Below are 22,266 nucleotides of genomic sequence, written 5' to 3'. Positions count from 1 at the left end.
CTGAAATCCAATGCAAAATCAGCAAATCCGTATCAGGTTGAAGGCTTTCGACCATCGCCTGATCGACCAATCAACCCAGGAAATCGTGGAAACCGCGAAACGTACTGGTGCTCAAGTGCGTGGTCCAATTCCACTGCCTACCCGTAAAGAGCGGTTCACCGTTCTGGTCTCCCCGCACGTCAACAAAGACGCGCGTGACCAGTACGAGATCCGTACTCATAAGCGCGTTCTGGACATCGTCCAGCCAACGGATAAAACCGTTGATGCTCTTATGAAGCTTGATCTTGCGGCCGGTGTGGAAGTGCAGATCAGCCTCGGCTAAGACTCGGTCTTAGTCGTGTAACGCTCTGAAATGGGCGGCCATAGCGGGTGAAAGCCCCGTACACTCATGAGGTTTACAACATGACTATTGGTGTAGTCGGTCGTAAATGCGGTATGACCCGTATTTTCACCGAAGAAGGTGTCTCCATTCCGGTCACGGTCATTGAGATCGAACCGAATCGCGTCACCCAGTTCAAAACTGAAGAGACCGATGGCTATCGTGCAGTGCAAGTCACTGTCGGCGAGCGTCGTGCTTCGCGTGTAACAGCAGCTCAGGCTGGCCACTTCGCTAAAGCGAACGTTGCCGCTGGTCGTACCGTAATGGAATTCCGCCTTGAAGAAGGCGAGTACCAGGCCGGCGATCTGATCAACGCTGAAATCTTCGCCGCTGGTCAACTGGTTGATGTAACCGGTCAGTCCAAGGGTAAAGGCTTCCAGGGTACGATCAAGCGTTGGAATTTCCGCGGGCAAGATAACACCCACGGTAACTCCGTATCCCACCGCGTTCCAGGCTCTATCGGCCAGTGCCAGACTCCTGGTCGTGTATTCAAGGGCAAAAAAATGTCCGGTCATATGGGCGCTGAGCGCGTGACCGTGCAGTCCCTCGAAGTAGTGCGCGTGGACGCTGAACGCAATCTGTTGTTGGTCAAGGGCGCTGTTCCTGGCGCTACTGGCGGCAACTTGGTTGTACGTCCAGCAGCCAAGGCTCGCGGTTAAGGGGAAGCTGACATGCAATTAAATGTAAATGACGCTCAAGCGATCGAAGTTTCCGAACTGACATTTGGCGGCGAGTTCAACGAGACGCTGGTTCACCAAGCAGTCGTAGCCTACATGGCTGGCGGTCGTCAGGGTTCCAAGCAGCAAAAGACCCGTTCCGACGTTCGTGGTGGCGGCAAGCGCCCATGGCGTCAGAAAGGTACTGGCCGTGCTCGTGCCGGTACTATCCGTAGCCCAATCTGGCGTGGCGGCGGTACCACTTTCGCAGCTCGTCCTCAGGATCACTCCCAGAAGCTGAACAAGAAGATGTATCGCGCAGCAATGCGTTCCATCCTTGCTGAGCTGGTGCGTACTGATCGTCTGGTCGTGGTTCAGGATTTCGCCGTTGAAACGCCGAAAACCAAAGACCTGCTGGGCAAACTGAACAACATGAGCCTGACCGACGTTCTGATCGTGTCCGACGCTGTTGATCAGAACCTGTACCTGGCTGCTCGTAACCTGCCACACGTAGATGTACGTGACGTGCAAGGTTCCGATCCAGTTAGTCTGATCGCATACGACAAGGTGTTGATCACCGTGTCGGCCGTGAAGAAATTCGAGGAGCTGCTGGGATGAACCAGGAACGCGTATTTAAAGTTCTGCTTGGCCCGCACGTTTCCGAGAAGGCTACGGTTCTGGCAGACAAGAAAGGCCAGTTCGTTTTCAAGGTTGCTACCGACGCAACCAAGCTGGAAATCAAGAAGGCCGTCGAAAGCCTGTTCAGCGTGAAAGTAGAGCGTGTTACTACCCTGAATGTTCTGGGTAAGAGCAAGCGCACTGCTCGCGGTCTGGGCAAGCGTAATGACTGGAAGAAGGCAGTTATCTCCCTTCAGCCAGGCCAAGATCTCGATTTCAGCAGCAGTGCTGAGTAAGGAAGGGGTGCATCATGGCAATCGTTAAATGCAAACCGACTTCCCCTGGCCGCCGTTTTGTGGTCAAGGTGGTCAACCAGGAGCTGCATAAAGGCGCTCCTCACGCACCGCTGCTCGAGAAGAAATCGAAGACTGGTGGTCGTAACAACAATGGCCGTATTACCACTCGTCACATCGGTGGTGGTCATAAGCAGCATTATCGTCTGGTCGACTTCCGTCGCAACGACAAAGATGGCATCTCTGCCACTGTCGAGCGTATCGAATACGATCCAAACCGTACTGCTCACATCGCTCTGCTGCTGTACGCAGATGGCGAGCGTCGCTACATCATCGCCCCTAAAGGCGTGAGCGCTGGCGACCAGCTGATCGCAGGTGCCCTGGCACCGATCAAGCCGGGCAACGCTCTGCAACTGCGCAACATTCCAGTTGGTAGCACCGTACACGGCATCGAATTGAAGCCAGGTAAAGGCGCTCAGATCGCTCGTTCCGCTGGTGCTTCGGCTCAGCTGATCGCTCGTGAAGGCGTGTACGTTACCCTGCGTCTGCGTTCCGGTGAAATGCGTAAAGTCCTGGCTGAATGCCGTGCGACCCTGGGCGAAGTCTCGAACTCCGAGCACAGCCTGCGTTCGCTGGGTAAAGCTGGTGCCAAACGCTGGCGTGGCGTTCGCCCAACCGTTCGTGGTGTTGCCATGAACCCGGTTGACCACCCACATGGTGGTGGTGAAGGTCGTACCTCTGGTGGTCGTCATCCGGTATCGCCATGGGGCTTCCCGACTAAGGGCGCGAAGACTCGTGGTAATAAGCGTACCGACAAAATGATCGTCCGTCGTCGCAAGTAAATAGAGGGATACGACAGTGCCACGTTCTCTGAAAAAAGGTCCTTTTATCGATCTTCACCTACTGAAGAAGATCGAAGTGGCGGCGGAAAAGAACGATCGCAAGCCGGTGAAAACCTGGTCGCGTCGTTCGATGATCCTGCCACAAATGGTCGGTTTGACCATCGCAGTACACAACGGTCGTCAGCACGTCCCAGTTCTCGTGAACGAAGACATGGTCGGCCACAAACTGGGCGAGTTCGCCGGTACCCGCACTTATCGCGGGCACGTGGCAGACAAGAAAGCCAAGCGTTAAGGGGTTAGGAAATGGAAGTAGCCGCTAAGTTGTCGGGCGCTCGAATCTCCGCCCAGAAAGCCCGCTTGGTCGCCGACCAGATCCGCGGGAAGAAGGTGGGCGAAGCGCTCAACCTGTTGGCTTTCAGCAGTAAGAAAGCCGCCGAGATCATGAAGAAAGTGCTGGAGTCGGCCGTAGCCAACGCCGAGCATAACGAAGGCGCAGACGTTGATGACCTGAAGGTCAGCACTGTTTTCGTCAACGAAGGGCGTTCGCTGAAGCGCATCATGCCACGTGCCAAAGGCCGTGCTGATCGCATCGTCAAGCGGTCTTGCCATATCACTGTCAAGGTTGCTGACAAGTAACGGAGTCGAAGAGATGGGTCAGAAAGTACATCCCATTGGCATTCGCCTGGGAATCGTCAAGGAGCACACCTCCGTCTGGTACGCAGACGGTCGGACTTATGCGGACTATTTGCTCGCAGATCTGAATGTGCGTGAGTACCTCCAAGACAAACTAAAAAGCGCGTCCGTAAGCCGTATCGATATCCATCGTCCGGCCCAAACTGCACGCATCACCATCCACACCGCTCGTCCAGGTATCGTTATCGGGAAGAAAGGTGAAGATGTTGAGAAACTGCGTCAGGACCTGACCAAGCAAATGGGTGTGCCTGTGCACATCAATATCGAAGAGATCCGCAAGCCGGAGCTCGACGGTATGCTGGTTGCGCAGAGCGTAGCTCAGCAGCTGGAGCGTCGCGTAATGTTCCGTCGCGCTATGAAGCGCGCTGTACAGAACGCCATGCGCATTGGTGCCAAAGGCATCAAAATCCAAGTGAGCGGTCGTCTCGGCGGTGCTGAAATCGCACGTACTGAATGGTATCGCGAAGGTCGTGTGCCGTTGCACACCCTGCGTGCCGACATCGACTATGCCAACTACGAAGCTCACACCACTTACGGTGTGATCGGTGTAAAGGTTTGGATCTTCAAAGGCGAAGTAATTGGTGGTCGCCAAGAAGAACTGAAACCACAAGCACCAGCGCCTCGTAAAAAAGCTGCTAAGTAAGGGGTACGCCAAATGTTGCAACCAAAGCGTACGAAGTTCCGCAAGCAAATGACTGGTCACAACCGTGGCCTGGCATTGCGCGGTAGCAAAGTCAGCTTCGGCGAGTTCGCGCTGAAGTCTGTTGCTCGTGGTCGTCTCACCGCTCGTCAGATCGAGTCAGCGCGTCGTGCTCTGACCCGTCACGTAAAACGTGGCGGCAAGATCTGGATCCGTGTATTCCCGGACAAGCCTATTTCCAAGAAGCCACTCGAAGTTCGGATGGGTAAAGGTAAGGGTAACGTCGAATACTGGGTTGCCCAGATTCAGCCAGGCAAAGTCCTGTATGAAATCGAGGGTGTTTCTGAAGAGCTGGCGCGTGAGGCTTTCGCCCTGGCTGCTGCAAAGCTGCCGCTCGCCACCTCCTTTGTTAAACGGACGGTGATGTGATGAAAGCGAATGAACTTCGTGAAAAATCCGCACAGCAGCTGAACGAGCAACTGCTCGGCTTGCTGCGCGACCAGTTCAATCTGCGTATGCAGAAAGCAACTGGCCAGTTGGGGCAGTCTCATCTGCTCTCGCAAGTTAAGCGTGACATCGCTCGCGTGAAGACTGTGCTCAACCAGCAGGCAGGTAAGTAATCATGGCTGAAGCCGAAAAAACTGTCCGTACGCTGACTGGCCGTGTTGTCAGCGACAAGATGGACAAAACCATCACCGTTCTGATCGAGCGTCGCGTTAAGCACCCGATCTACGGTAAATACGTTAAGCGTTCGACTAAGCTGCACGCGCACGACGAAACCAATCAGTGCCACATCGGCGACAAAGTCACTATTCGTGAAACTCGTCCTTTGGCCAAGACCAAGTCTTGGGCGCTGGTTGATGTTCTCGAACGCGCTGTGGAAGTCTAAGGACTAGGGGTCGGAGAAATTATATGATTCAGACTCAATCCATGCTCGATGTGGCCGATAACAGCGGCGCTCGCCGCGTTATGTGCATCAAGGTGCTGGGTGGCTCCCATCGTCGTTACGCTGGTATCGGTGACATCATCAAAGTTACCGTGAAGGAAGCAATTCCTCGCGGTAAAGTGAAAAAAGGCCAAGTGATGACTGCTGTTGTAGTCCGCACTCGTCACGGCGTACGTCGTGCTGATGGCTCCATTATCCGCTTTGATGGCAACGCTGCTGTTCTGTTGAACAACAAGCAAGAGCCGATCGGCACCCGTATCTTTGGGCCAGTGACCCGTGAACTTCGTACTGAGAAGTTCATGAAGATCGTCTCGCTCGCCCCAGAAGTGCTGTAAGGAGATCCGACATGCAAAAGATTCGTCGTGACGACGAGATCATCGTGATCGCCGGCAAAGACAAAGGTAAGCGCGGTAAGGTGCTTAAGGTTCTCGCTAACAACCGTCTGGTTATTGGTGGTCTGAACCTGGTCAAGCGTCATACCAAGCCTAACCCGATGTCGGGCGTGCAGGGCGGTATCGTCGAAAAAGAAGCTCCACTGGATGCTTCTAACGTCGCCATTTTCAACGGCGAAACCAACAAGGCTGACCGCGTTGGTTTCAAAGTAGAAGACGGCAAGAAAATTCGTGTCTTCAAGTCGACCCAAAAAGCGGTTGATGCTTGAACACTGCTAGGTAGATGAGACCATGGCACGACTAAAAGAGATTTACCGGAAGGAAATTGCTCCGAAACTTAAGGAAGAACTTAAGCTTTCGAACGTGATGGAAGTTCCGCGCGTTACCAAAATCACCCTGAACATGGGTCTGGGCGAAGCGATCGGTGACAAAAAAGTCATCGAGCACGCTGTTGCTGACCTGGAAAAGATCACCGGCCAGAAAGTCGTTGTGACCTACGCTCGCAAATCCATCGCTGGCTTTAAAGTCCGTGAAGGTTGGCCGATCGGCGTCAAAGTGACCCTGCGCCGTGAGCGTATGTACGAGTTCCTGGATCGTCTGCTGTCGATCTCCCTGCCTCGGGTTCGCGACTTCCGCGGCCTGAATGCCAAGTCCTTCGATGGTCGTGGCAACTACAGCATGGGCGTGAAAGAGCAGATCATCTTCCCGGAAATCGACTACGACAAGATCGATGCTCTCCGCGGTCTGGACATTACCCTGACCACCACTGCCAAGAACGATGATGAAGGCCGCGCTCTGCTGCGTGCGTTCAAATTCCCGTTCCGCAACTGATTGGAGTAGGACCATGGCCAAGATGAGCATGAAAAACCGCGAGCTGAAGCGTCAGCTCACGGTTGCCAAGTACGCCAAGAAGCGTGCAGCACTGAAAGCTATCATCGTTGATCTGAACGCAAGTCCAGAAGCGCGTTGGGAAGCTACAGTAGCCCTGCAGAAGCAGCCACGTGACGCAAGCGCTTCGCGCATGCGTAACCGCTGCCGCCTGACCGGTCGTCCACACGGCGTTTACCGCAAGTTCGGCCTCGGCCGTAACAAGCTGCGTGAAGCTGCCATGCGTGGTGACGTACCGGGTCTGGTTAAAGCCAGCTGGTAAGTACTGTCAAAGTCTCGGTGTCCAGGATCGCAAGATCCTGACCACCGGTGGCCTTGAATCTGGATCAAGCCCCTTTTGGGGCTTGATTCATTTCCGGGGTGTGTCTAGAATACCCGGCTCGCCTGAGCCCGTGTTTTTCATGCTCGGAGATTCTCGGCGACACGTAATAGCCGCAAGGCTAATTTTTTTGTATTAGGAGCGTCTAGCCCATGAGTATGCAGGACCCGTTAGCGGACATGCTAACTCGTATCCGTAATGCCCAGATGGCTGAAAAGTCCGTCGTAAGCATGCCATCTTCCACGTTGAAGGTAGCTGTTGCCAAAGTCCTGAAGGACGAAGGTTACATTGCGGGTTATCAGATCAGCAGCGAAATCAAACCACTGCTGTCCATCGAGCTGAAGTACTTCGAAGGCCGTCCGGTTATCGAAGAAGTGAAGCGCGTTAGCCGTCCAGGCCTGCGTCAGTACAAGTCCGTCGATGATCTGCCAAAAGTTCGTGGCGGTCTCGGTGTGTCTATCGTCTCCACCAACAAGGGTGTGATGACTGATCGTGCTGCGCGCGCTGCCGGTGTCGGCGGCGAAGTTCTTTGCACTGTGTTCTAAGGGGGGATAAGCATGTCTCGCGTCGCTAAGAACCCCGTTAAGCTGCCAGCCGGTGTCGAAGTAAAATTCGCAGGCCAACAGCTTTCGGTGAAGGGTGCCAAGGGCACTCTCGAACTGAACATCCATTCGTCCGTTGAGATCGTTGAAGAAGCCGGTGAGTTGCGTTTCGCTGCTCGCAATGGCGATCAACAGACTCGCGCAATGGCTGGTACCACTCGTGCGTTGGTAAACAACATGGTCCAAGGCGTAAGCCAAGGCTTCGAGCGCAAGCTCCAGCTGGTCGGTGTTGGTTACAAAGCGCAAGCAAAAGGCACAGTGCTGAACCTGGCTCTTGGCTTCTCGCACCCAGTGGATTACGAACTGCCGGAAGGCATCACCGCTGAGACTCCTAGCCAGACCGATATCCTGATCAAGGGCATCGACAAGCAGCTGGTAGGTCAAGTGGCCGCCGAGATCCGCGACTTCCGTCCACCAGAGCCGTACAAAGGCAAAGGTGTGCGCTACGCGGACGAAGTCGTCCGTCGTAAAGAAGCCAAGAAGAAGTAGGGCATAGCAAATGACCGACAAAAAAGTTACTCGACTGCGTCGCGCTCGCAAAGCACGCCTGAAAATGCACGAACTCGAAGTCGTGCGTCTCTGCGTGTTCCGCTCTTCGCAGCACATCTACGCCCAGGTCATTTCGGCCGACGGCAACAAAGTCCTGGCAAGCGCCTCGACTTTGGATAAAGAACTGCGTGATGGTGCCACCGGCAACATCGACGCGGCCACTAAGGTTGGCCAGCTGGTCGCTACGCGTGCTAAGGCCGCTGGCGTCTCGCAAGTGGCTTTCGACCGCTCTGGCTTCAAGTACCACGGCCGCGTTAAAGCGCTGGCTGATGCTGCTCGTGAAGCTGGGCTGGAGTTCTAAGTTATGTCAAATAACGACCAAAAGCGCGACGAAGGCTACATCGAGAAGCTGGTTCAAGTTAACCGCGTAGCCAAAACCGTTAAAGGCGGCCGTATCTTCACTTTCACCGCGTTGACCGTGGTTGGTGATGGTAAGGGCCGTGTTGGCTTCGGCCGTGGCAAGTCGCGTGAAGTGCCTGCTGCGATCCAGAAGGCAATGGAAGCTGCTCGCCGCAACATGATCCAGGTTGATCTGAACGGCACCACTCTGCAGTACGCAATGAAGTCCGCTCACGGCGCTTCGAAGGTGTACATGCAGCCTGCTTCTGAAGGTACCGGTATCATCGCTGGCGGCGCCATGCGTGCTGTCCTCGAAGTTGCTGGCGTTCAGAACGTTCTGGCCAAGTGCTACGGCTCGACTAACCCGGTAAACGTGGTTCACGCCACTTTCAAAGGTTTGAAGGCCATGCAGTCTCCTGAATCCATTGCCGCCAAGCGTGGCAAAAGCGTCAAGGAGATCTTCTGATCATGGCTACCGTTAAAGTTACGCTGATCAAAAGCATGACCGGCCGCATCCCTAACCACAAACTGTGCGTTAAGGGTCTGGGTCTGCGTCGCATCGGTCACACTGTAGAAGTCCTGGATACTCCCGAGAATCGCGGGATGATCAACAAGGCTTACTACATGCTGCGTGTCGAGGGTTAATCGATGAAACTCAATGATCTGAGTCCAGCGCCGGGTTCCCGTCGCGAAAAGCATCGTCCGGGCCGTGGTATCGGTAGCGGTTTGGGTAAGACTGGTGGCCGTGGTCACAAAGGTCAGACCTCCCGCTCCGGTGGCACCATTGCTCCAGGCTTTGAAGGCGGTCAACAGCCGCTGCATCGTCGCCTGCCGAAGTTCGGTTTCGTTTCCCTGAAGGCCATGGACCGCGCAGAAGTGCGTTTGTCCGAGCTGGCTAAAGTGGAAGGCGACATCGTCACCGTGCAGTCCCTGAAAGATGCCAACGTGATCAACGTCAACGTACAGCGTGTGAAAATCATGCTGTCCGGTGAAGTGACTCGCGCTGTCACTATCGGCAAGGGAATCGGCGCCACCAAAGGTGCGCGTGCGGCTATCGAAGCAGCTGGCGGCAAGTTCGAGGAATAAATGGCTAAGCAAGGTGCTCTCTCTGCGCTCGGCAAAGGCGGTATGTCTGAACTCTGGGCTCGTCTGCGTTTTCTGTTCCTGGCGATTATCGTCTACCGAATAGGCGCACACATCCCGGTTCCAGGTATCAACCCGGACCGACTCGCGGACCTGTTTCGACAGAATGAGGGGACCATTCTTAGCTTGTTCAACATGTTTTCCGGCGGCGCGCTGGAACGGATGAGCATCTTTGCACTGGGGATCATGCCGTACATCTCGGCATCGATCATCATGCAACTGATGACCGCCGTCAGCCCGCAGCTGGAGCAGTTGAAGAAGGAAGGTGAAGCTGGCCGTCGCAAGATCAGCCAGTACACCCGCTACGGCACTGTCGTCCTCGCTCTCGTCCAGGCCATTGGCATGTCCATTGGTCTGGCGGGGCAGGGCGTTGCGTTCACTGGTGACTTTGGCTTCCATTTCGTCGCGGTATCCACTTTTGTGGCTGGTGCGATGTTCATGATGTGGCTGGGTGAGCAGATTACTGAGCGTGGTGTTGGCAACGGTATCTCGATGTTGATTTTTTCGGGTATCGTCGCCGGTCTTCCGAGAGCGATCGGGCAGTCTTTCGAGTCTGCACGTCAGGGTGATATCAACATCTTCGCCCTGGTTGCCATCGGTTTGCTGGCAGTAGCGATTATCGGTTTCGTGGTGTTCATTGAGCGTGGTCAGCGTCGTATTGCTGTTCACTACGCCAAGCGTCAGCAGGGCCGTAAGGTCTTCGCTGCGCAGACCAGCCACTTGCCGCTGAAGGTGAACATGGCCGGTGTTATTCCGGCTATTTTCGCGAGCAGCATTTTGCTGTTCCCGGCTTCGTTGGGTGCCTGGTTCGGTCAGTCTGAAGGTATGGGCTGGTTGCAGGACATCTCGCAGTCGATCGCTCCTGGTCAGCCGTTGAATATTCTGCTGTTTAGTGCAGGGATTATTTTCTTCTGCTTCTTCTATACGGCGTTGATGTTCAATCCGAAAGACGTAGCGGAAAACCTGAAGAAGTCCGGTGCCTTTATTCCGGGCATCCGTCCAGGTGAGCAGTCTGCGCGCTACATTGATGGCGTTCTGACTCGCTTGACCATGTTCGGTGCTCTTTACATGACGGCCGTCTGCCTGTTGCCCCAGTTCCTGGTGGTTGCAGCCAACGTACCGTTCTACCTTGGCGGGACCTCGTTGCTGATCGTCGTCGTGGTTGTGATGGACTTCATGTCCCAAGTACAATCGCACCTCGTTTCGCACCAGTACGAATCCCTGATGAAGAAAGCCAACCTGAAGGGTTACGGCAGCGGCATGCTGCGCTGACCCATAAGGTTCGAGGAGTTGGTGATGAAAGTTCGTGCATCGGTGAAAAAGCTGTGCCGTAACTGCAAGATTATTCGCCGCGAAGGTGTTGTTCGAGTAATTTGCAGCGCGGAACCGCGTCACAAACAGCGCCAAGGCTGAGTGTGATTGTGCTTCAAGCCCGGCAGCTAGTGCGCTGCCGGGTTGATTATTTGTTATTACAGCGATATTATCTCGCGCCCTATTTCTTGGCTTCCGGGGCGTAGGTAGCTGTCAATTGGAGTCCCACTGAATGGCCCGTATTGCAGGCGTTAACATTCCAGATAACAAGCATACTGTTATCTCGCTGACCTACATCTATGGTGTTGGTCGCACTACTGCACAGAAAATTTGTGCAGAGACTGGGGTAAACCCAGCAGCAAAGATCAAAGATCTGAGCGACGAGCAGATTGAACAGCTGCGTGGCGAAGTGGCGAAGTTCACCACTGAAGGTGACCTGCGTCGCGAAATCAACATGAAAATCAAGCGCTTGATGGACCTCGGTTGCTATCGCGGTCTGCGTCATCGTCGCGGTCTTCCAGTACGCGGTCAGCGTACCAAGACCAACGCGCGTACCCGTAAAGGTCCGCGTAAGCCGATCCGCAAGTAATCGCCCCAGCGAATCGACAGGAATTTAATCATGGCAAAACCTGCTGCTCGTCCTCGTAAAAAAGTTAAAAAGACAGTGGTTGATGGCATCGCCCACATCCATGCATCTTTTAACAACACCATCGTGACCATCACCGACCGTCAAGGTAACGCTCTTTCCTGGGCTACCTCCGGTGGTTCGGGTTTCCGCGGTTCCCGCAAGTCCACCCCGTTTGCTGCTCAAGTAGCTGCTGAACGTGCTGGTCAAGCTGCGCTGGAATACGGCCTGAAAAACCTTGACGTCAACGTCAAAGGTCCAGGTCCAGGTCGTGAATCCGCAGTCCGCGCTTTGAACGGCTGTGGCTACAAGATCGCCAGCATCACCGACGTGACGCCAATCCCGCACAACGGGTGCCGTCCGCCGAAGAAGCGCCGCGTGTAATCCAGGAGATTGTAAAGAATGGCTCGTTACATTGGTCCAAAATGCAAACTCGCTCGTCGCGAAGGCACCGATCTCTTCCTGAAGAGCGGCGTGCGCGCGATCGAATCGAAGTGCAACATTGAAGCAGCACCTGGTATCCACGGCCAACGCCGCGGTCGCCAGTCCGACTACGGCACCCAACTGCGTGAAAAGCAGAAGGTCCGTCGTATCTACGGCGTTCTCGAGCGTCAATTCAGCGGCTACTACAAAGAAGCTGCTGGCAAGAAAGGTGCAACCGGTGAAAACCTGCTGCAACTGCTCGAATGCCGTCTGGACAACGTTGTATACCGTATGGGCTTTGGTTCGACTCGCGCCGAATCCCGTCAGCTGGTATCGCACAAGTCGATCAGCGTAAACGGTCAGACCGTTAACGTTCCGTCCTACCAGGTTCGTGCTGGTGACGTGGTCGCTGTTCGCGAGAAAGCAAAAAATCAACTTCGCATTGTCCAAGCTCTCGATCTGTGTGCCCAACGTGGCCGCGTAGAATGGGTAGAAGTAGACACTGAGAAGAAGTCGGGCGTTTTCAAGAACGTTCCAGCTCGCAGTGATCTGTCCGCCGACATCAACGAAAGCCTGATTGTCGAGCTCTACTCCAAGTAAGGGCTAGAAAATAGGTGCATCCATGCAGATTTCGGTAAATGAGTTCCTGACACCCCGCCACATTGATGTGCAGGTTGTCAGTCCAACCCGCGCCAAGATCACTCTCGAGCCTCTCGAGCGTGGTTTCGGCCATACCCTGGGCAACGCGCTGCGCCGCATCCTGTTGTCCTCAATGCCCGGCTGTGCAGTAGTCGAGGCCGAGATTGACGGTGTGCTCCACGAGTACAGCGCCATCGAAGGTGTACAGGAAGACGTAATTGAAATCCTGTTGAACCTTAAAGGTCTGGCTATCAAGCTGCACGGTCGTGACGAAGTTACGCTGACCTTGTCGAAGAAGGGTTCGGGGGTGGTTACCGCTGCCGATATTCAGCTGGATCATGATGTCGAGATCGTTAATCCCGATCACGTAATCGCTAACCTGGCGTCTAACGGCGCCCTGAACATGAAGCTCGTAGTGGCTCGTGGTCGTGGTTATGAACCGGCAGACTCGCGTCAGAGCGATGAAGACGAAAGCCGCAGCATCGGTCGCTTGCAGCTTGACTCTTCGTTCAGCCCGGTTCGCCGTATCGCATACGTGGTGGAAAACGCCCGTGTCGAGCAGCGTACTAACCTGGACAAGCTGGTTATTGATCTGGAAACCAACGGTACTCTGGATCCTGAAGAGGCAATTCGCCGCGCTGCAACCATCCTGCAACAGCAGTTGGCTGCGTTCGTCGACCTCAAGGGTGACAGTGAGCCAGTGGTTGTCGAGCAGGAAGACGAGATCGATCCGATCCTGCTTCGCCCGGTTGACGATCTGGAACTGACTGTACGTTCGGCTAACTGCCTTAAGGCGGAAAACATCTACTACATCGGTGACCTGATTCAGCGTACCGAAGTAGAGCTGTTGAAGACTCCGAACCTGGGCAAGAAATCCTTGACTGAAATCAAGGACGTTCTGGCCTCCCGCGGTCTGTCCCTCGGCATGCGCCTCGACAACTGGCCGCCTGCAAGTCTTAAGAAGGACGACAAGGCGACTGCCTGATCGTCGTAATCACCGAACGTAGTGTTTGGTAAGGAATGAACCATGCGTCATCGTAAAAGTGGTCGTCACCTGAGCCGCACCAGCTCGCACCGCAAGGCCATGTTCCAAAACATGGCGGTGTCGCTGTTCGAGCACGAGCTGATCAAAACTACTCTGCCAAAAGCTAAAGAACTGCGCCGCGTTGCCGAGCCGCTGATCACTTTGGCCAAGATAGATAGCGTTGCTAACCGCCGTCTGGCTTTCGACCGTACTCGTTCGAAAGCTATCGTTGGTAAGCTCTTCAACGACCTGGGCAAGCGTTACGCTACCCGTGAGGGTGGCTACCTGCGCATCCTCAAGTGCGGTTTCCGCGCTGGCGACAACGCGCCTATGGCGTACGTCGAGTTGGTTGATCGTGCTACTGCTGGCGAAGCTGTATCTGCCGAGTAAGACGTCAGTCTGAAACAAAGAACCGGGCCTAGTGCCCGGTTTTTTGTGCCTGTAAGAAACGCGCCGTTTGTACAAGCGTCTCCTTCGTCCACATCGTCATGATGTGATGGGGATGATCATTAGTTTTTATCTATCGATGTCTACAAGTTAATGAATTTGTAGCTGTCATATTGATGATCAATACTCCTTCTCAGCCGATAGCCGGCAGTTCAAGACCGACAGAGGAAGGAACATCGCATGAGCCAAAACAAAACGCTTACTACCGCCAGTGGCGCTCCTGTTGCCGATAACCAGAATTCCCGTTCCGCTGGCCCTCGTGGCCCGCTGCTGCTCGACGACTTTCACCTGATCGAGAAGCTTGCTCACTTCAACCGTGAAAACATCCCAGAGCGCCGCGTACACGCCAAGGGCTCGGGTGCCTACGGTACGTTCACCGTGACGCGCGATATCACTCAATACACCAGCGCGAAGCTGTTTGAGGCAGTCGGCAAGCAAACCCCCACTTTCCTGCGGTTTTCCACCGTGGGTGGCGAGCGTGGTTCGGCCGATACCGAGCGTGATCCACGCGGGTTTGCCTTGAAGTTCTACACCGAGGAAGGAAACTGGGACATCGTGGGCAACAACACCCCCGTGTTCTTCATTCGTGATCCACTGAAGTTCCCGGACTTTATCCACACCCAGAAGCGTTTGCCGCAAAGCAACCTGAAGAGTGCTCAGGCGATGTGGGACTTCTGGTCGCATTCGCCCGAGGCGCTGCACCAGGTCACCATCCTGTTTTCCGACCGCGGTATCCCTGATGGATACCGTCACATGCACGGCTTCGGCAGCCACACTTACAGCCTTATCAACGCTCAGGGCGAGCGTCACTGGGTGAAATGGCACTACAAGACCAAACAAGGGATCAAGAACCTTGCACCTGCCGAGGCTGCTCGCCTGGCGGGTACTGATCCGGATTACGCTCAGCGCGACTTGTTCAATGCAATCGACCAGGGTGATTTTCCGAAATGGCGCGTGTGCATTCAGATCATGAGCGAGGCTCAAGCAGCGGCGCACTACGAGAACCCGTTTGATGTCACCAAAACCTGGTCGCAGAAAGAGTTTCCACTGATTGAAGTCGGAGAACTTGAGCTCAATCGCAATCCGCAGAACTACTTCGCGGAAGTCGAGCAAGCCGCGTTCGGGCCCAGCAACATGGTTCCAGGCGTTGGACTGTCGCCGGATCGTATGCTGCAAGGTCGGGTCTTCGCCTATGCGGACGCTCATCGCTACCGTGTCGGCACCAATCACCAGCAGTTGCCCGTCAATGCTCCTCGGAGTCCGGTCAACAGTTATCAGCGCGATGGTTCGATGGCTTTTGGCAGCAATGGCGGTGCGACGCCGAACTACGAGCCCAACAGCTACGTCGAGTCGCCGAAGCAGGCGCCTCGTTACGCAGAGCCGGCGTTGGCCCTCAGTGGTGCCGCCGATCGTTACGACCACCGTGAAGACACGGACTACTACAGTCACGCCGGCGCATTATTCCGCTTGATGACTGAAGAGCAGAAATCACTGCTGGTCAGCAACATCGCCGGTGCGATGGCGGGTGTGTCGAGTGATGTGGTTGACCGCCAGTTGCAACATTTCTACAAGGCTGACCCGGCGTATGGAGACGCAATCGCAAAGTTGCTCAACGTACAGCTTAACGAAGTCTAAATGAGAAGCAGAACCGCCCTTGTTTGGGCGGTTTTTGCGTTATTTCAGCCGGTTTTCTCAGAATATCTTCGCTTTTATTGCGTCTTGCGAGTGACGATACCGGCATGTTGGTTCAAACTACAACTTTCAAGCAGGGAGATGTAGGGCGATGCAGGGCCACCCAGATGTAATCGATTACCTCAACACGTTGCTGACCGGCGAACTGGCCGCGCGTGATCAATATTTCGTCCACTCGCGGATGTATGAGGACTGGGGTTTCACCAAGCTCTACGAACGAATCAACCACGAGATGGAAGAGGAAGCAGGGCACGCTGATGCCCTGATGCGCCGGATTCTGATGCTCGAGGGCACGCCGCGGATGCGTCCGGACGATCTCGATGTCGGCACCACAGTCACCGAGATGCTCGAAGCGGATTTGCGCCTGGAATACAAAGTGCGGGCAGCGCTGTGCAAGGGCATCAAGCTCTGCGAGCAACACAAGGACTATGTCAGCCGCGAAATGCTGCGGGTTCAATTGCATGACACCGAAGAAGATCACACCTACTGGCTCGAGAAGCAGTTGGGTCTGATCAAGTTGATCGGGCTTGAGAACTACCTGCAATCCCACACCTGATTGCTGCGAATACAAAAAAGCCCCTGTCACTGATGAAGTGACAGGGGCTTTTTCATGGGGCCCGGTTAAGCCCTGTCGCGTTCCAGCAGCGGCTTGAGGTAGTAACCGGTGTGGGATTGCTTCATCTCTGACACCTCCTCCGGCGTGCCGACGGCAATGATCTGTCCGCCCTTGGAACCGCCCTCCGGACCCAGGTCCACCAGCCAGTCGGCGGTCTTGATCACGTCCAGGTTGTGTTCGATCACCACCACTGTATTGCCGTGGTCGCGCAGGCGGTGCAAAACGTCCAGCAGTTGCTGGATATCCGCGAAGTGCAGCCCGGTAGTGGGTTCGTCGAGGATGTACAGGGTCTTGCCGGTATCGCGCTTGGACAGTTCGCGGGACAGCTTCACCCGCTGGGCTTCACCGCCGGAAAGCGTGGTCGCCGATTGCCCCAGCTTGATGTACGACAGTCCGACGTCCATCAAGGTTTGCAGCTTGCGCGCCAGGGCCGGTACGGCATCGAAGAACACCCGTGCTTCCTCGATGGTCATCTCGAGGGTCTCGTGGATGCTCTTGCCCTTGTACTTGATCTCCAGGGTCTCGCGGTTGTAACGCTTGCTCTTGCACACGTCGCAGGGCACGTAGATGTCCGGCAGGAAGTGCATCTCGACTTTGATCAGGCCGTCGCCCTGGCAGGCCTCGCAGCGGCCGCCCTTGACGTTGAAGGAGAAACGCCCCGGCCCGTAGCCCCGGGAGCGGGACTCCGGTACGCCGGCGAACAACTCGCGGATCGGTGTGAACAACCCGGTGTAGGTCGCCGGGTTGGAGCGCGGTGTACGGCCGATCGGGCTCTGGTCGATGTCGACGACCTTGTCCAGGTGTTCCAGACCCTTGATGCTGTCGTGAGCGGCAGCTTCAAGCGTCGTCGCGCCGTTCAGCGCCGTGGCGCTCAATGGAAACAGCGTGTTGTTGATCAGCGTCGACTTGCCCGAGCCGGACACGCCGGTCACGCAGGTCAACAAACCGATTGGAATCTCCAGGTCGACATTGCGCAAGTTGTTGCCGCGAGCACCCTTGAGCGACAGCGACAGCTTCTTGTTGCGCGGCGTGCGGTTGGCAGGGACTTCGATCTTCACCCGGCCCGACAGATATTTGCCGGTCAGGGAGTCAGGGTGAGCCATGACTTCGGCCGGTGTGCCTTCGGCGACGATGTGCCCGCCGTGCACGCCAGCGCCCGGTCCGATGTCCACCACGTAATCGGCCAGACGGATCGCGTCTTCGTCGTGCTCGACCACGATCACCGTGTTGCCGATATCGCGCAGGTGCTTGAGGGTGCCGAGCAACCGGTCGTTATCGCGCTGGTGCAGACCAATCGAAGGTTCGTCGAGGATGTACAGCACGCCGACCAGGCCAGCGCCAATCTGGCTGGCCAGACGAATACGCTGGGCCTCGCCACCGGACAGGGTGTCCGCGCTGCGATCCAGCGACAGGTAGTCGAGGCCGACGTTGACCAGGAATTGCAGGCGCTCGCGAATTTCCTTGAGGATCTTGTCGGCGATTTCGCCACGTCGGCCGGTGAGCTTGAGCCCGCCAAAATAATCGGACGCATCGCCGATTGGCAGGTTGGTCACCGCCGGCAGGGTTTTCTCGCCAACCCACACGTGCCGCGCTTCACGCCGCAGACGGGTGCCACGGCAATCCGGGCACGACTGGGTGCTGAGGAACTTGGCCAGTTCTTCGCGCACCGATGCCGATTCGGTTTCGCGGTAACGGCGTTCCAGGTTCGGCACGATGCCTTCGAACGGGTGCGAGCGTTTGACGATATCGCCACGGTCGTTCAGGTATTTGAAATCGACGTTTTGCGAGCCGCTGCCGTGCAGGATGAATTTCTGCTGATCGGCGGGCAGTTCGTTGAACGGAACTTCCAGGCTGAATTTGTAGTGCGAGGCCAGCGAGCCGAGCATCTGGAAGTAATAGACGTTACGCCTGTCCCAGCCACGAATCGCCCCTTCGGCCAGGGTCAGTTCGCCATTGACCAGGCGCTTGATATCGAAGAACTGCTTCACCCCCAAACCATCGCAGGTCGGGCAAGCGCCGGCCGGGTTGTTGAAGGAGAACAGCTTGGGTTCCAGTTCGCTGATCGCGTGGCCGCAGATCGGGCAGGCGAAGCGTGCGGAGAAGATCATCTCTTCACCCGGCTCGTCGTCCATCGGCGCCACCAGGGCGATACCGTCCGCCAGTTTCAGCGCGGTCTCGAAGGATTCGGCCAGGCGCTGTTGCAGGTCGGCGCGAACCTTGAAGCGGTCGACCACGACATCGATGGTGTGTTTTTTCTGCTTGTCGAGCTTGGGCGCTTCGTCCAGTTCATAGAGCTTGCCGTTGATTCGGGCGCGGACGAAGCCCTGCGCGCGCAGCTCTTCGAAAACCGACAGGTGCTCGCCTTTGCGCTCGCGGATGACCGGCGCCAACAGCATCAGCTTGCTGCCCTCCGGTTCGGCGAGGACCAGGTCGACCATCTGGCTGACGGTCTGCGCTTCCAGCGGGATGTCGTGATCCGGGCAGCGGGGAATACCCACGCGTGCATAAAGCAGACGCAGGTAGTCGTAGATTTCGGTGATGGTGCCGACCGTCGAACGCGGGTTATGCGAGGTCGACTTCTGTTCGATGGAAATCGCCGGCGACAGGCCTTCGATGGTGTCGACGTCGGGCTTTTCCATCATCGACAGGAACTGCCGGGCATAGGCCGACAGCGATTCGACGTAGCGACGCTGACCTTCGGCGTACAGGGTGTCGAAAGCCAGGGACGACTTGCCGGAGCCGGACAGGCCGGTGATGACGATCAGCTTGTCCCGCGGCAGGGTCAGGTCGATGTTCTTCAGGTTGTGGGTTCGAGCCCCACGAATCAGGATCTTGTCCAAGGTGGCCTCGCTCGGCGGGCGTCGAAAACGTAGGAGTATACGGCCAAATACTGGATGGATGCACACTATCAAACGAGTGGGCTACTGTCTTACATGAAGAGTGTGTCAGCAATGCGCGTCAAAGCGTCGCGATATACCCTGCCAATCGATGGGACTGGTAGAATCGCCGCCGGTTCACATGAGGTTTTTCCATGCACGATCCCCACAGCGAGCGCATGAGTGGCAGCGAGACCCGCGCGGCAAGCGGTCTGGCCCTGGTGTTCGCCTTCCGTATGCTTGGCATGTTCATGGTGTTGCCGGTACTGGCGACCTATGGGATGGATCTGGCTGGCGCCACGCCGGCGCTGATCGGTCTGGCGATTGGCGCCTATGGCCTGACCCAGGCAGTGTTCCAGATTCCTTTCGGTTTCATTTCCGACCGCATCGGTCGCCGCCCGGTGATTTACCTGGGCCTGATCGTGTTTGCCCTCGGCAGTCTGCTGGCAGCCAATGCCGACTCGATCTGGGGCGTGATTGCCGGCCGGATCCTGCAGGGCGCCGGGGCGATTTCCGCGGCGGTCATGGCCTTGCTGTCCGACCTGACCCGCGAGCAGCACCGGACCAAGGCCATGGCCATGATCGGCATGACCATCGGCCTGTCGTTTGCGGTGGCCATGGTGGTCGGCCCGCTGCTGACCCGCGCCTTCGGGTTGTCCGGGCTGTTCCTTGCCACGGGCGGTATGGCGCTGTTCGGCATCGTGATCGTGATGTTCATGGTGCCGCGCTCCACCGGCCCGTTGCAGCACCGTGAGTCCGGTGTCGCGCGCCAGGCGCTGATCCCGACCCTCAAGCATCCGGACCTGTTGCGCCTGGACCTGGGCATTTTTGTGTTGCACGCGATGCTGATGTCCAGCTTCGTCGCCTTGCCGCTGGCGCTGGTCGAGAAAGCCGGGCTGCCCAAAGAGCAGCACTGGTGGGTATACCTGACCGCGTTGCTGATTTCTTTCTTCGCCATGATCCCGTTCATTATCTACGGCGAGAAGAAACGCAAAATGAAACGAGTTTTACTCGGCGCCGTCGTGACGCTGATGCTCACTGAGCTATTCTTCTGGCAGTTCGGCGACAGCTTGCGGACTCTGGTGATCGGTACGGTGGTGTTCTTCACCGCGTTCAATCTGCTGGAAGCTTCGTTGCCGTCGCTGATCAGCAAGGTTTCACCGGCCGGCGGCAAGGGCACGGCGATGGGGGTTTACTCCACCAGCCAGTTCCTCGGCTCGGCACTGGGGGGAATCCTCGGTGGCTGGCTGTTCCAGCATGGCGGTCTGTCGGTTGTGTTCCTCGGATGCGCCGCTCTCGCTGCCCTCTGGCTGGCCTTTGCTGTTACCATGCGCGAACCTCCCTACGTCACGAGCCTGCGCTTGCCGTTGTCGCCCGAGGCGATCCGCGAAGCGGGTCTGGTCGAGCGCCTGAAGGCGGTCGTAGGGGTAACAGATGCAGTCATCGTCGCGGAAGAGGCGGCGATTTACATCAAACTGGACACCGAACTATTGGATCGCACCACCCTTGAGCGCCTGGTGAACAACCCGGCCGGGGCAGCGTGCGTAGCCTAGGAGAACGTTATGGCCCGTGGGGTTAACAAAGTCATATTGGTCGGCACTTGCGGCCAGGATCCCGAAGTTCGCTACTTGCCTAACGGTAACGCCGTGACCAACCTGAGTCTGGCGACCAGCGAACAGTGGACCGACAAGCAAACCGGTCAGAAAGTCGAAAAGACCGAATGGCACCGTGTGTCGATGTTCGGCAAGGTTGCAGAAATCGCTGGCGAATACCTGCGTAAAGGTTCGCAGGTCTACATCGAAGGCAAGCTGCAGACCCGCGAGTGGGAAAAAGACGGTATCAAGCGCTACACCACCGAAATCGTGGTCGACATGCAAGGCACCATGCAACTGCTGGGCGGCCGTCCACAGGGCGACCAGCAAGGCCAGGGCGGCGGTAACAACTACCAGCAATCCGCTCCGCGCCAGCAGGCTCCGCGTCCACAGCAGTCGGCACCGCAACAGTCGCGCCCGGCTCCACAGCAGGCGGCTCCTCAGCCGGCTCCGGATTTCGACAGCTTTGATGACGATATTCCGTTCTAATTCTTACCTAAGACTATTCTGTAAAGTTTAGGCTTGAGACCCCCGCCCTGCGGGGGTTTTGCGTTTTTGTGCGTCAATGCACCGGTCACGTTTGCTGACTTGGAGGCCGTGGGTGAGGGTATTGCTCACGTAACAGAGGCTTTTGTGTGCATGACTTTTCCATGTTGCCATGCCAGAAGCATCGCGACTGCTTGAACTGCACTGAGCAAGTTTGCACCAAGGGTGATGATGAAAAACTGGAGCGCCTGAAAAACAACGTGATGGCATTCGCTTGCAGCTTGGTAAAGCTCAAGAAGCCTCTGAAGAAGACGTCTACGGTGCAGATCGCTGGAGTCAGCATCAAAGTAAGACGCTGGACAGAATCGGGCAGCTTATCGAGATTCTGGAGTCGCCAAGCACTGCGAACGGCTCGGCAATCCGTTTGAGCATTGATCAGGAATTCAGTCCACTGAAGCGCGAGATCGCAGCTCGCTCAGGCATTTCAAAGCTCGCCACATCGACATCAGTGGAGCCTGATCTTGATGAACTTCGCTTGCTCCATGGAGGTAGCCATGGCTAAGCATTTGACCAGCAAGGACATCAACATCCTAGTCAACCTGATTGATACCTGGGAAAGAAAATTGGGCTGGGAAGTTCTCTGCGATGCGGCGGCATCCCTCGTTGGCGTGAGGCCGCCCCGTCAGACCCTTAACTCGCACGCGCAAATCAAAGCGCGTTCGGGCACAAGAAAAAACAGCAGAAAACAGGCTTTGTCTCGACGAAAAGACCGCCGAGCTTGAGCATTGCAGAGCAACGCATCAAACGCTTGGAAAACGAAAATGACCGTCTTAAAGCCGAGAATGCGGGTCTCCTGGAGAGATTTCTCAAATGGCAATACAACGCTTACAAGCATGGTGTACCAAAGGAGAAGCTTGATGCAAAGCTGCCAGCGATTGATCGCGACTCGTCAGAATAGAACTGACCATGGTGCTCGGATAGCCGGTTGCAGTGTTTCAGAATAAAAAATTGAATGAGCCATATTTTTCCACTGGGACTGCAGATAGCTCGAATATCGGAGTTTCGAGTCGCTTTCAGCCATAATGCGCCCAGCTCGCCTTTGGTTGGAAAGTTTTAGTGGGCACCCGTATATGCTGATTGAGTCCACAGAACTGGCACTAAACGCCTTTCTACCATCATGGATCGCTACTGATTAGCTGTCGCATAGTGCACTCAGGGGCTCTAGGCAGCGGCGCG

At 56.1% G+C, this 22,266-nt stretch carries 35 protein-coding genes; 34 read left to right on the top strand and 1 reads right to left on the bottom strand.

Translation table 11 applies throughout. The features are described 5' to 3' along the window. Positions 1-10: 10 nt before the first annotated feature. The 30 genes from rpsJ (at position 11) to bfr (ending at position 16,016) form a co-directional block, all read left to right on the top strand. Positions 11-322 (top strand): 30S ribosomal protein S10, encoded by a 312-nt coding sequence (gene rpsJ / locus ACMDB8_RS24965; protein WP_003186070.1) that lies wholly within the window; start codon positions 11-13, stop codon positions 320-322. Positions 323-402: 80 nt separating this feature from the next. Further along, a complete protein-coding gene (gene rplC / locus ACMDB8_RS24960; RefSeq protein ID WP_003186059.1) occupies positions 403-1,038 on the top strand; it encodes a 50S ribosomal protein L3 in 636 nt (211 codons plus the stop codon). A 12-nt stretch (positions 1,039-1,050) separates the two neighbouring features. Further along, a complete protein-coding gene (gene rplD, locus ACMDB8_RS24955) occupies positions 1,051-1,653 on the top strand; it encodes a 50S ribosomal protein L4 (protein WP_003228735.1) in 603 nt (200 codons plus the stop codon). Continuing rightward, positions 1,650-1,949, top strand: coding sequence for a 50S ribosomal protein L23 (gene rplW, locus ACMDB8_RS24950; RefSeq protein WP_002555488.1), 300 nt, complete (start codon positions 1,650-1,652; stop codon positions 1,947-1,949). The genes rplD and rplW overlap by 4 nt, the downstream gene beginning before the upstream one ends. 14 nt (positions 1,950-1,963) lie before the next feature. After that, the gene (gene rplB / locus ACMDB8_RS24945; protein WP_003176423.1) at positions 1,964-2,788 is read left to right on the top strand and encodes a 50S ribosomal protein L2; all 825 of its coding nucleotides are present in this window, start codon (positions 1,964-1,966) and stop codon (positions 2,786-2,788) included. Between the two features lie 16 nt (positions 2,789-2,804). Continuing rightward, positions 2,805-3,080: a 30S ribosomal protein S19 gene (gene rpsS, locus ACMDB8_RS24940; protein ID WP_002555486.1), complete on the top strand. Its 276-nt coding sequence runs from the start codon at positions 2,805-2,807 to the stop codon at positions 3,078-3,080. Between the two features lie 11 nt (positions 3,081-3,091). Next, complete coding sequence (rplV, locus tag ACMDB8_RS24935; protein WP_003103908.1) at positions 3,092-3,424, top strand: 50S ribosomal protein L22; 333 nt, start codon at positions 3,092-3,094, stop codon at positions 3,422-3,424. A gap of 13 nt (positions 3,425-3,437) precedes the next feature. Then, positions 3,438-4,124, top strand: coding sequence for a 30S ribosomal protein S3 (gene rpsC / locus ACMDB8_RS24930; protein WP_007970424.1), 687 nt, complete (start codon positions 3,438-3,440; stop codon positions 4,122-4,124). A 12-nt stretch (positions 4,125-4,136) separates the two neighbouring features. Then, positions 4,137-4,550, top strand: coding sequence for a 50S ribosomal protein L16 (rplP, locus tag ACMDB8_RS24925; protein WP_003228729.1), 414 nt, complete (start codon positions 4,137-4,139; stop codon positions 4,548-4,550). Further along, on the top strand, positions 4,550-4,741 hold the full coding sequence (gene rpmC, locus ACMDB8_RS24920) for a 50S ribosomal protein L29 (protein WP_002555481.1): 192 nt from the start codon (positions 4,550-4,552) through the stop codon (positions 4,739-4,741). Before rplP ends, rpmC begins: the two co-directional genes overlap by 1 nt. 2 nt (positions 4,742-4,743) lie before the next feature. Further along, positions 4,744-5,010, top strand: a complete 267-nt coding sequence (rpsQ, locus tag ACMDB8_RS24915) for a 30S ribosomal protein S17 (RefSeq protein ID WP_003176419.1) — start codon at positions 4,744-4,746, stop codon at positions 5,008-5,010. Positions 5,011-5,033: 23 nt separating this feature from the next. Further along, entirely contained in the window at positions 5,034-5,402 is a 369-nt protein-coding gene (rplN, locus tag ACMDB8_RS24910; protein WP_002555479.1) for a 50S ribosomal protein L14, read from the top strand. Positions 5,403-5,413: 11 nt separating this feature from the next. Then, on the top strand, positions 5,414-5,728 hold the full coding sequence (gene rplX / locus ACMDB8_RS24905; protein WP_003176416.1) for a 50S ribosomal protein L24: 315 nt from the start codon (positions 5,414-5,416) through the stop codon (positions 5,726-5,728). Positions 5,729-5,750: 22 nt separating this feature from the next. Further along, positions 5,751-6,290 carry a 50S ribosomal protein L5 gene (gene rplE / locus ACMDB8_RS24900; protein ID WP_003210069.1) on the top strand — a complete coding sequence of 180 codons (540 nt, stop codon included), beginning with the start codon at positions 5,751-5,753 and terminating at the stop codon, positions 6,288-6,290. A gap of 13 nt (positions 6,291-6,303) precedes the next feature. Next, on the top strand, positions 6,304-6,609 hold the full coding sequence (gene rpsN / locus ACMDB8_RS24895; RefSeq protein WP_003176414.1) for a 30S ribosomal protein S14: 306 nt from the start codon (positions 6,304-6,306) through the stop codon (positions 6,607-6,609). 209 nt (positions 6,610-6,818) lie between these two features. Next, a complete protein-coding gene (gene rpsH / locus ACMDB8_RS24890) occupies positions 6,819-7,211 on the top strand; it encodes a 30S ribosomal protein S8 (protein WP_003186040.1) in 393 nt (130 codons plus the stop codon). A gap of 12 nt (positions 7,212-7,223) precedes the next feature. Continuing rightward, the gene (gene rplF, locus ACMDB8_RS24885) at positions 7,224-7,757 is read left to right on the top strand and encodes a 50S ribosomal protein L6 (RefSeq protein ID WP_003176412.1); all 534 of its coding nucleotides are present in this window, start codon (positions 7,224-7,226) and stop codon (positions 7,755-7,757) included. Positions 7,758-7,767: 10 nt separating this feature from the next. Continuing rightward, positions 7,768-8,118, top strand: a complete 351-nt coding sequence (gene rplR / locus ACMDB8_RS24880) for a 50S ribosomal protein L18 (RefSeq protein WP_003186037.1) — start codon at positions 7,768-7,770, stop codon at positions 8,116-8,118. Between the two features lie 3 nt (positions 8,119-8,121). Beyond that, a complete protein-coding gene (gene rpsE, locus ACMDB8_RS24875) occupies positions 8,122-8,622 on the top strand; it encodes a 30S ribosomal protein S5 (RefSeq protein WP_003186035.1) in 501 nt (166 codons plus the stop codon). A 2-nt stretch (positions 8,623-8,624) separates the two neighbouring features. Beyond that, positions 8,625-8,801 (top strand): 50S ribosomal protein L30, encoded by a 177-nt coding sequence (gene rpmD / locus ACMDB8_RS24870; RefSeq protein WP_003186033.1) that lies wholly within the window; start codon positions 8,625-8,627, stop codon positions 8,799-8,801. A 3-nt stretch (positions 8,802-8,804) separates the two neighbouring features. Next, entirely contained in the window at positions 8,805-9,242 is a 438-nt protein-coding gene (gene rplO, locus ACMDB8_RS24865) for a 50S ribosomal protein L15 (RefSeq protein ID WP_003228720.1), read from the top strand. Beyond that, the gene (gene secY / locus ACMDB8_RS24860) at positions 9,243-10,571 is read left to right on the top strand and encodes a preprotein translocase subunit SecY (RefSeq protein WP_003228718.1); all 1,329 of its coding nucleotides are present in this window, start codon (positions 9,243-9,245) and stop codon (positions 10,569-10,571) included. 24 nt (positions 10,572-10,595) lie between these two features. Then, a complete protein-coding gene (gene rpmJ / locus ACMDB8_RS24855) occupies positions 10,596-10,712 on the top strand; it encodes a 50S ribosomal protein L36 (RefSeq protein ID WP_002555468.1) in 117 nt (38 codons plus the stop codon). A gap of 130 nt (positions 10,713-10,842) precedes the next feature. Then, positions 10,843-11,199 (top strand): 30S ribosomal protein S13, encoded by a 357-nt coding sequence (gene rpsM, locus ACMDB8_RS24850; protein WP_009045849.1) that lies wholly within the window; start codon positions 10,843-10,845, stop codon positions 11,197-11,199. Positions 11,200-11,229: 30 nt separating this feature from the next. Next, a complete protein-coding gene (rpsK, locus tag ACMDB8_RS24845; RefSeq protein WP_002555466.1) occupies positions 11,230-11,619 on the top strand; it encodes a 30S ribosomal protein S11 in 390 nt (129 codons plus the stop codon). An 18-nt stretch (positions 11,620-11,637) separates the two neighbouring features. Continuing rightward, positions 11,638-12,258 carry a 30S ribosomal protein S4 gene (rpsD, locus tag ACMDB8_RS24840; RefSeq protein ID WP_003176404.1) on the top strand — a complete coding sequence of 207 codons (621 nt, stop codon included), beginning with the start codon at positions 11,638-11,640 and terminating at the stop codon, positions 12,256-12,258. 22 nt (positions 12,259-12,280) lie between these two features. Beyond that, positions 12,281-13,282, top strand: a complete 1,002-nt coding sequence (locus ACMDB8_RS24835; RefSeq protein WP_007970428.1) for a DNA-directed RNA polymerase subunit alpha — start codon at positions 12,281-12,283, stop codon at positions 13,280-13,282. A gap of 42 nt (positions 13,283-13,324) precedes the next feature. Continuing rightward, positions 13,325-13,711 carry a 50S ribosomal protein L17 gene (rplQ, locus tag ACMDB8_RS24830; protein ID WP_046041617.1) on the top strand — a complete coding sequence of 129 codons (387 nt, stop codon included), beginning with the start codon at positions 13,325-13,327 and terminating at the stop codon, positions 13,709-13,711. A 237-nt stretch (positions 13,712-13,948) separates the two neighbouring features. Beyond that, positions 13,949-15,403, top strand: a complete 1,455-nt coding sequence (locus ACMDB8_RS24825) for a catalase (protein ID WP_056728976.1) — start codon at positions 13,949-13,951, stop codon at positions 15,401-15,403. Positions 15,404-15,551: 148 nt separating this feature from the next. Continuing rightward, positions 15,552-16,016, top strand: coding sequence for a bacterioferritin (gene bfr / locus ACMDB8_RS24820; RefSeq protein ID WP_008053867.1), 465 nt, complete (start codon positions 15,552-15,554; stop codon positions 16,014-16,016). 65 nt (positions 16,017-16,081) lie between these two features. Here bfr and uvrA read toward each other — a convergent pair whose 3' ends face one another. After that, on the bottom strand, positions 16,082-18,916 hold the full coding sequence (gene uvrA / locus ACMDB8_RS24815) for an excinuclease ABC subunit UvrA (protein ID WP_056728975.1): 2,835 nt from the start codon (positions 18,914-18,916) through the stop codon (positions 16,082-16,084). Between the two features lie 191 nt (positions 18,917-19,107). Here uvrA and ACMDB8_RS24810 point away from each other — a divergent pair, with 191 nt between their 5' ends. The 4 genes from ACMDB8_RS24810 (at position 19,108) to ACMDB8_RS24795 (ending at position 21,812) form a co-directional block, all read left to right on the top strand. Beyond that, entirely contained in the window at positions 19,108-20,505 is a 1,398-nt protein-coding gene (locus ACMDB8_RS24810) for an MFS transporter (protein ID WP_056728973.1), read from the top strand. A 9-nt stretch (positions 20,506-20,514) separates the two neighbouring features. Beyond that, positions 20,515-21,033 (top strand): single-stranded DNA-binding protein, encoded by a 519-nt coding sequence (locus ACMDB8_RS24805; protein WP_007984430.1) that lies wholly within the window; start codon positions 20,515-20,517, stop codon positions 21,031-21,033. Positions 21,034-21,304: 271 nt separating this feature from the next. After that, positions 21,305-21,592 (top strand): hypothetical protein, encoded by a 288-nt coding sequence (locus ACMDB8_RS24800; protein ID WP_409078839.1) that lies wholly within the window; start codon positions 21,305-21,307, stop codon positions 21,590-21,592. Next, positions 21,585-21,812, top strand: coding sequence for a hypothetical protein (locus ACMDB8_RS24795; protein ID WP_409078838.1), 228 nt, complete (start codon positions 21,585-21,587; stop codon positions 21,810-21,812). The genes ACMDB8_RS24800 and ACMDB8_RS24795 overlap by 8 nt, the downstream gene beginning before the upstream one ends. Positions 21,813-22,266: the final 454 nt, after the last annotated feature.

Origin of the sequence: Pseudomonas monachiensis (assembly GCF_047345015.1) — a bacterium.
GTDB classification, from domain to species: domain Bacteria; phylum Pseudomonadota; class Gammaproteobacteria; order Pseudomonadales; family Pseudomonadaceae; genus Aquipseudomonas; species Aquipseudomonas monachiensis.
Note: the sequence above shows the minus strand (reverse complement) of the source record. Positions and strands in the feature narration are given on the sequence as shown.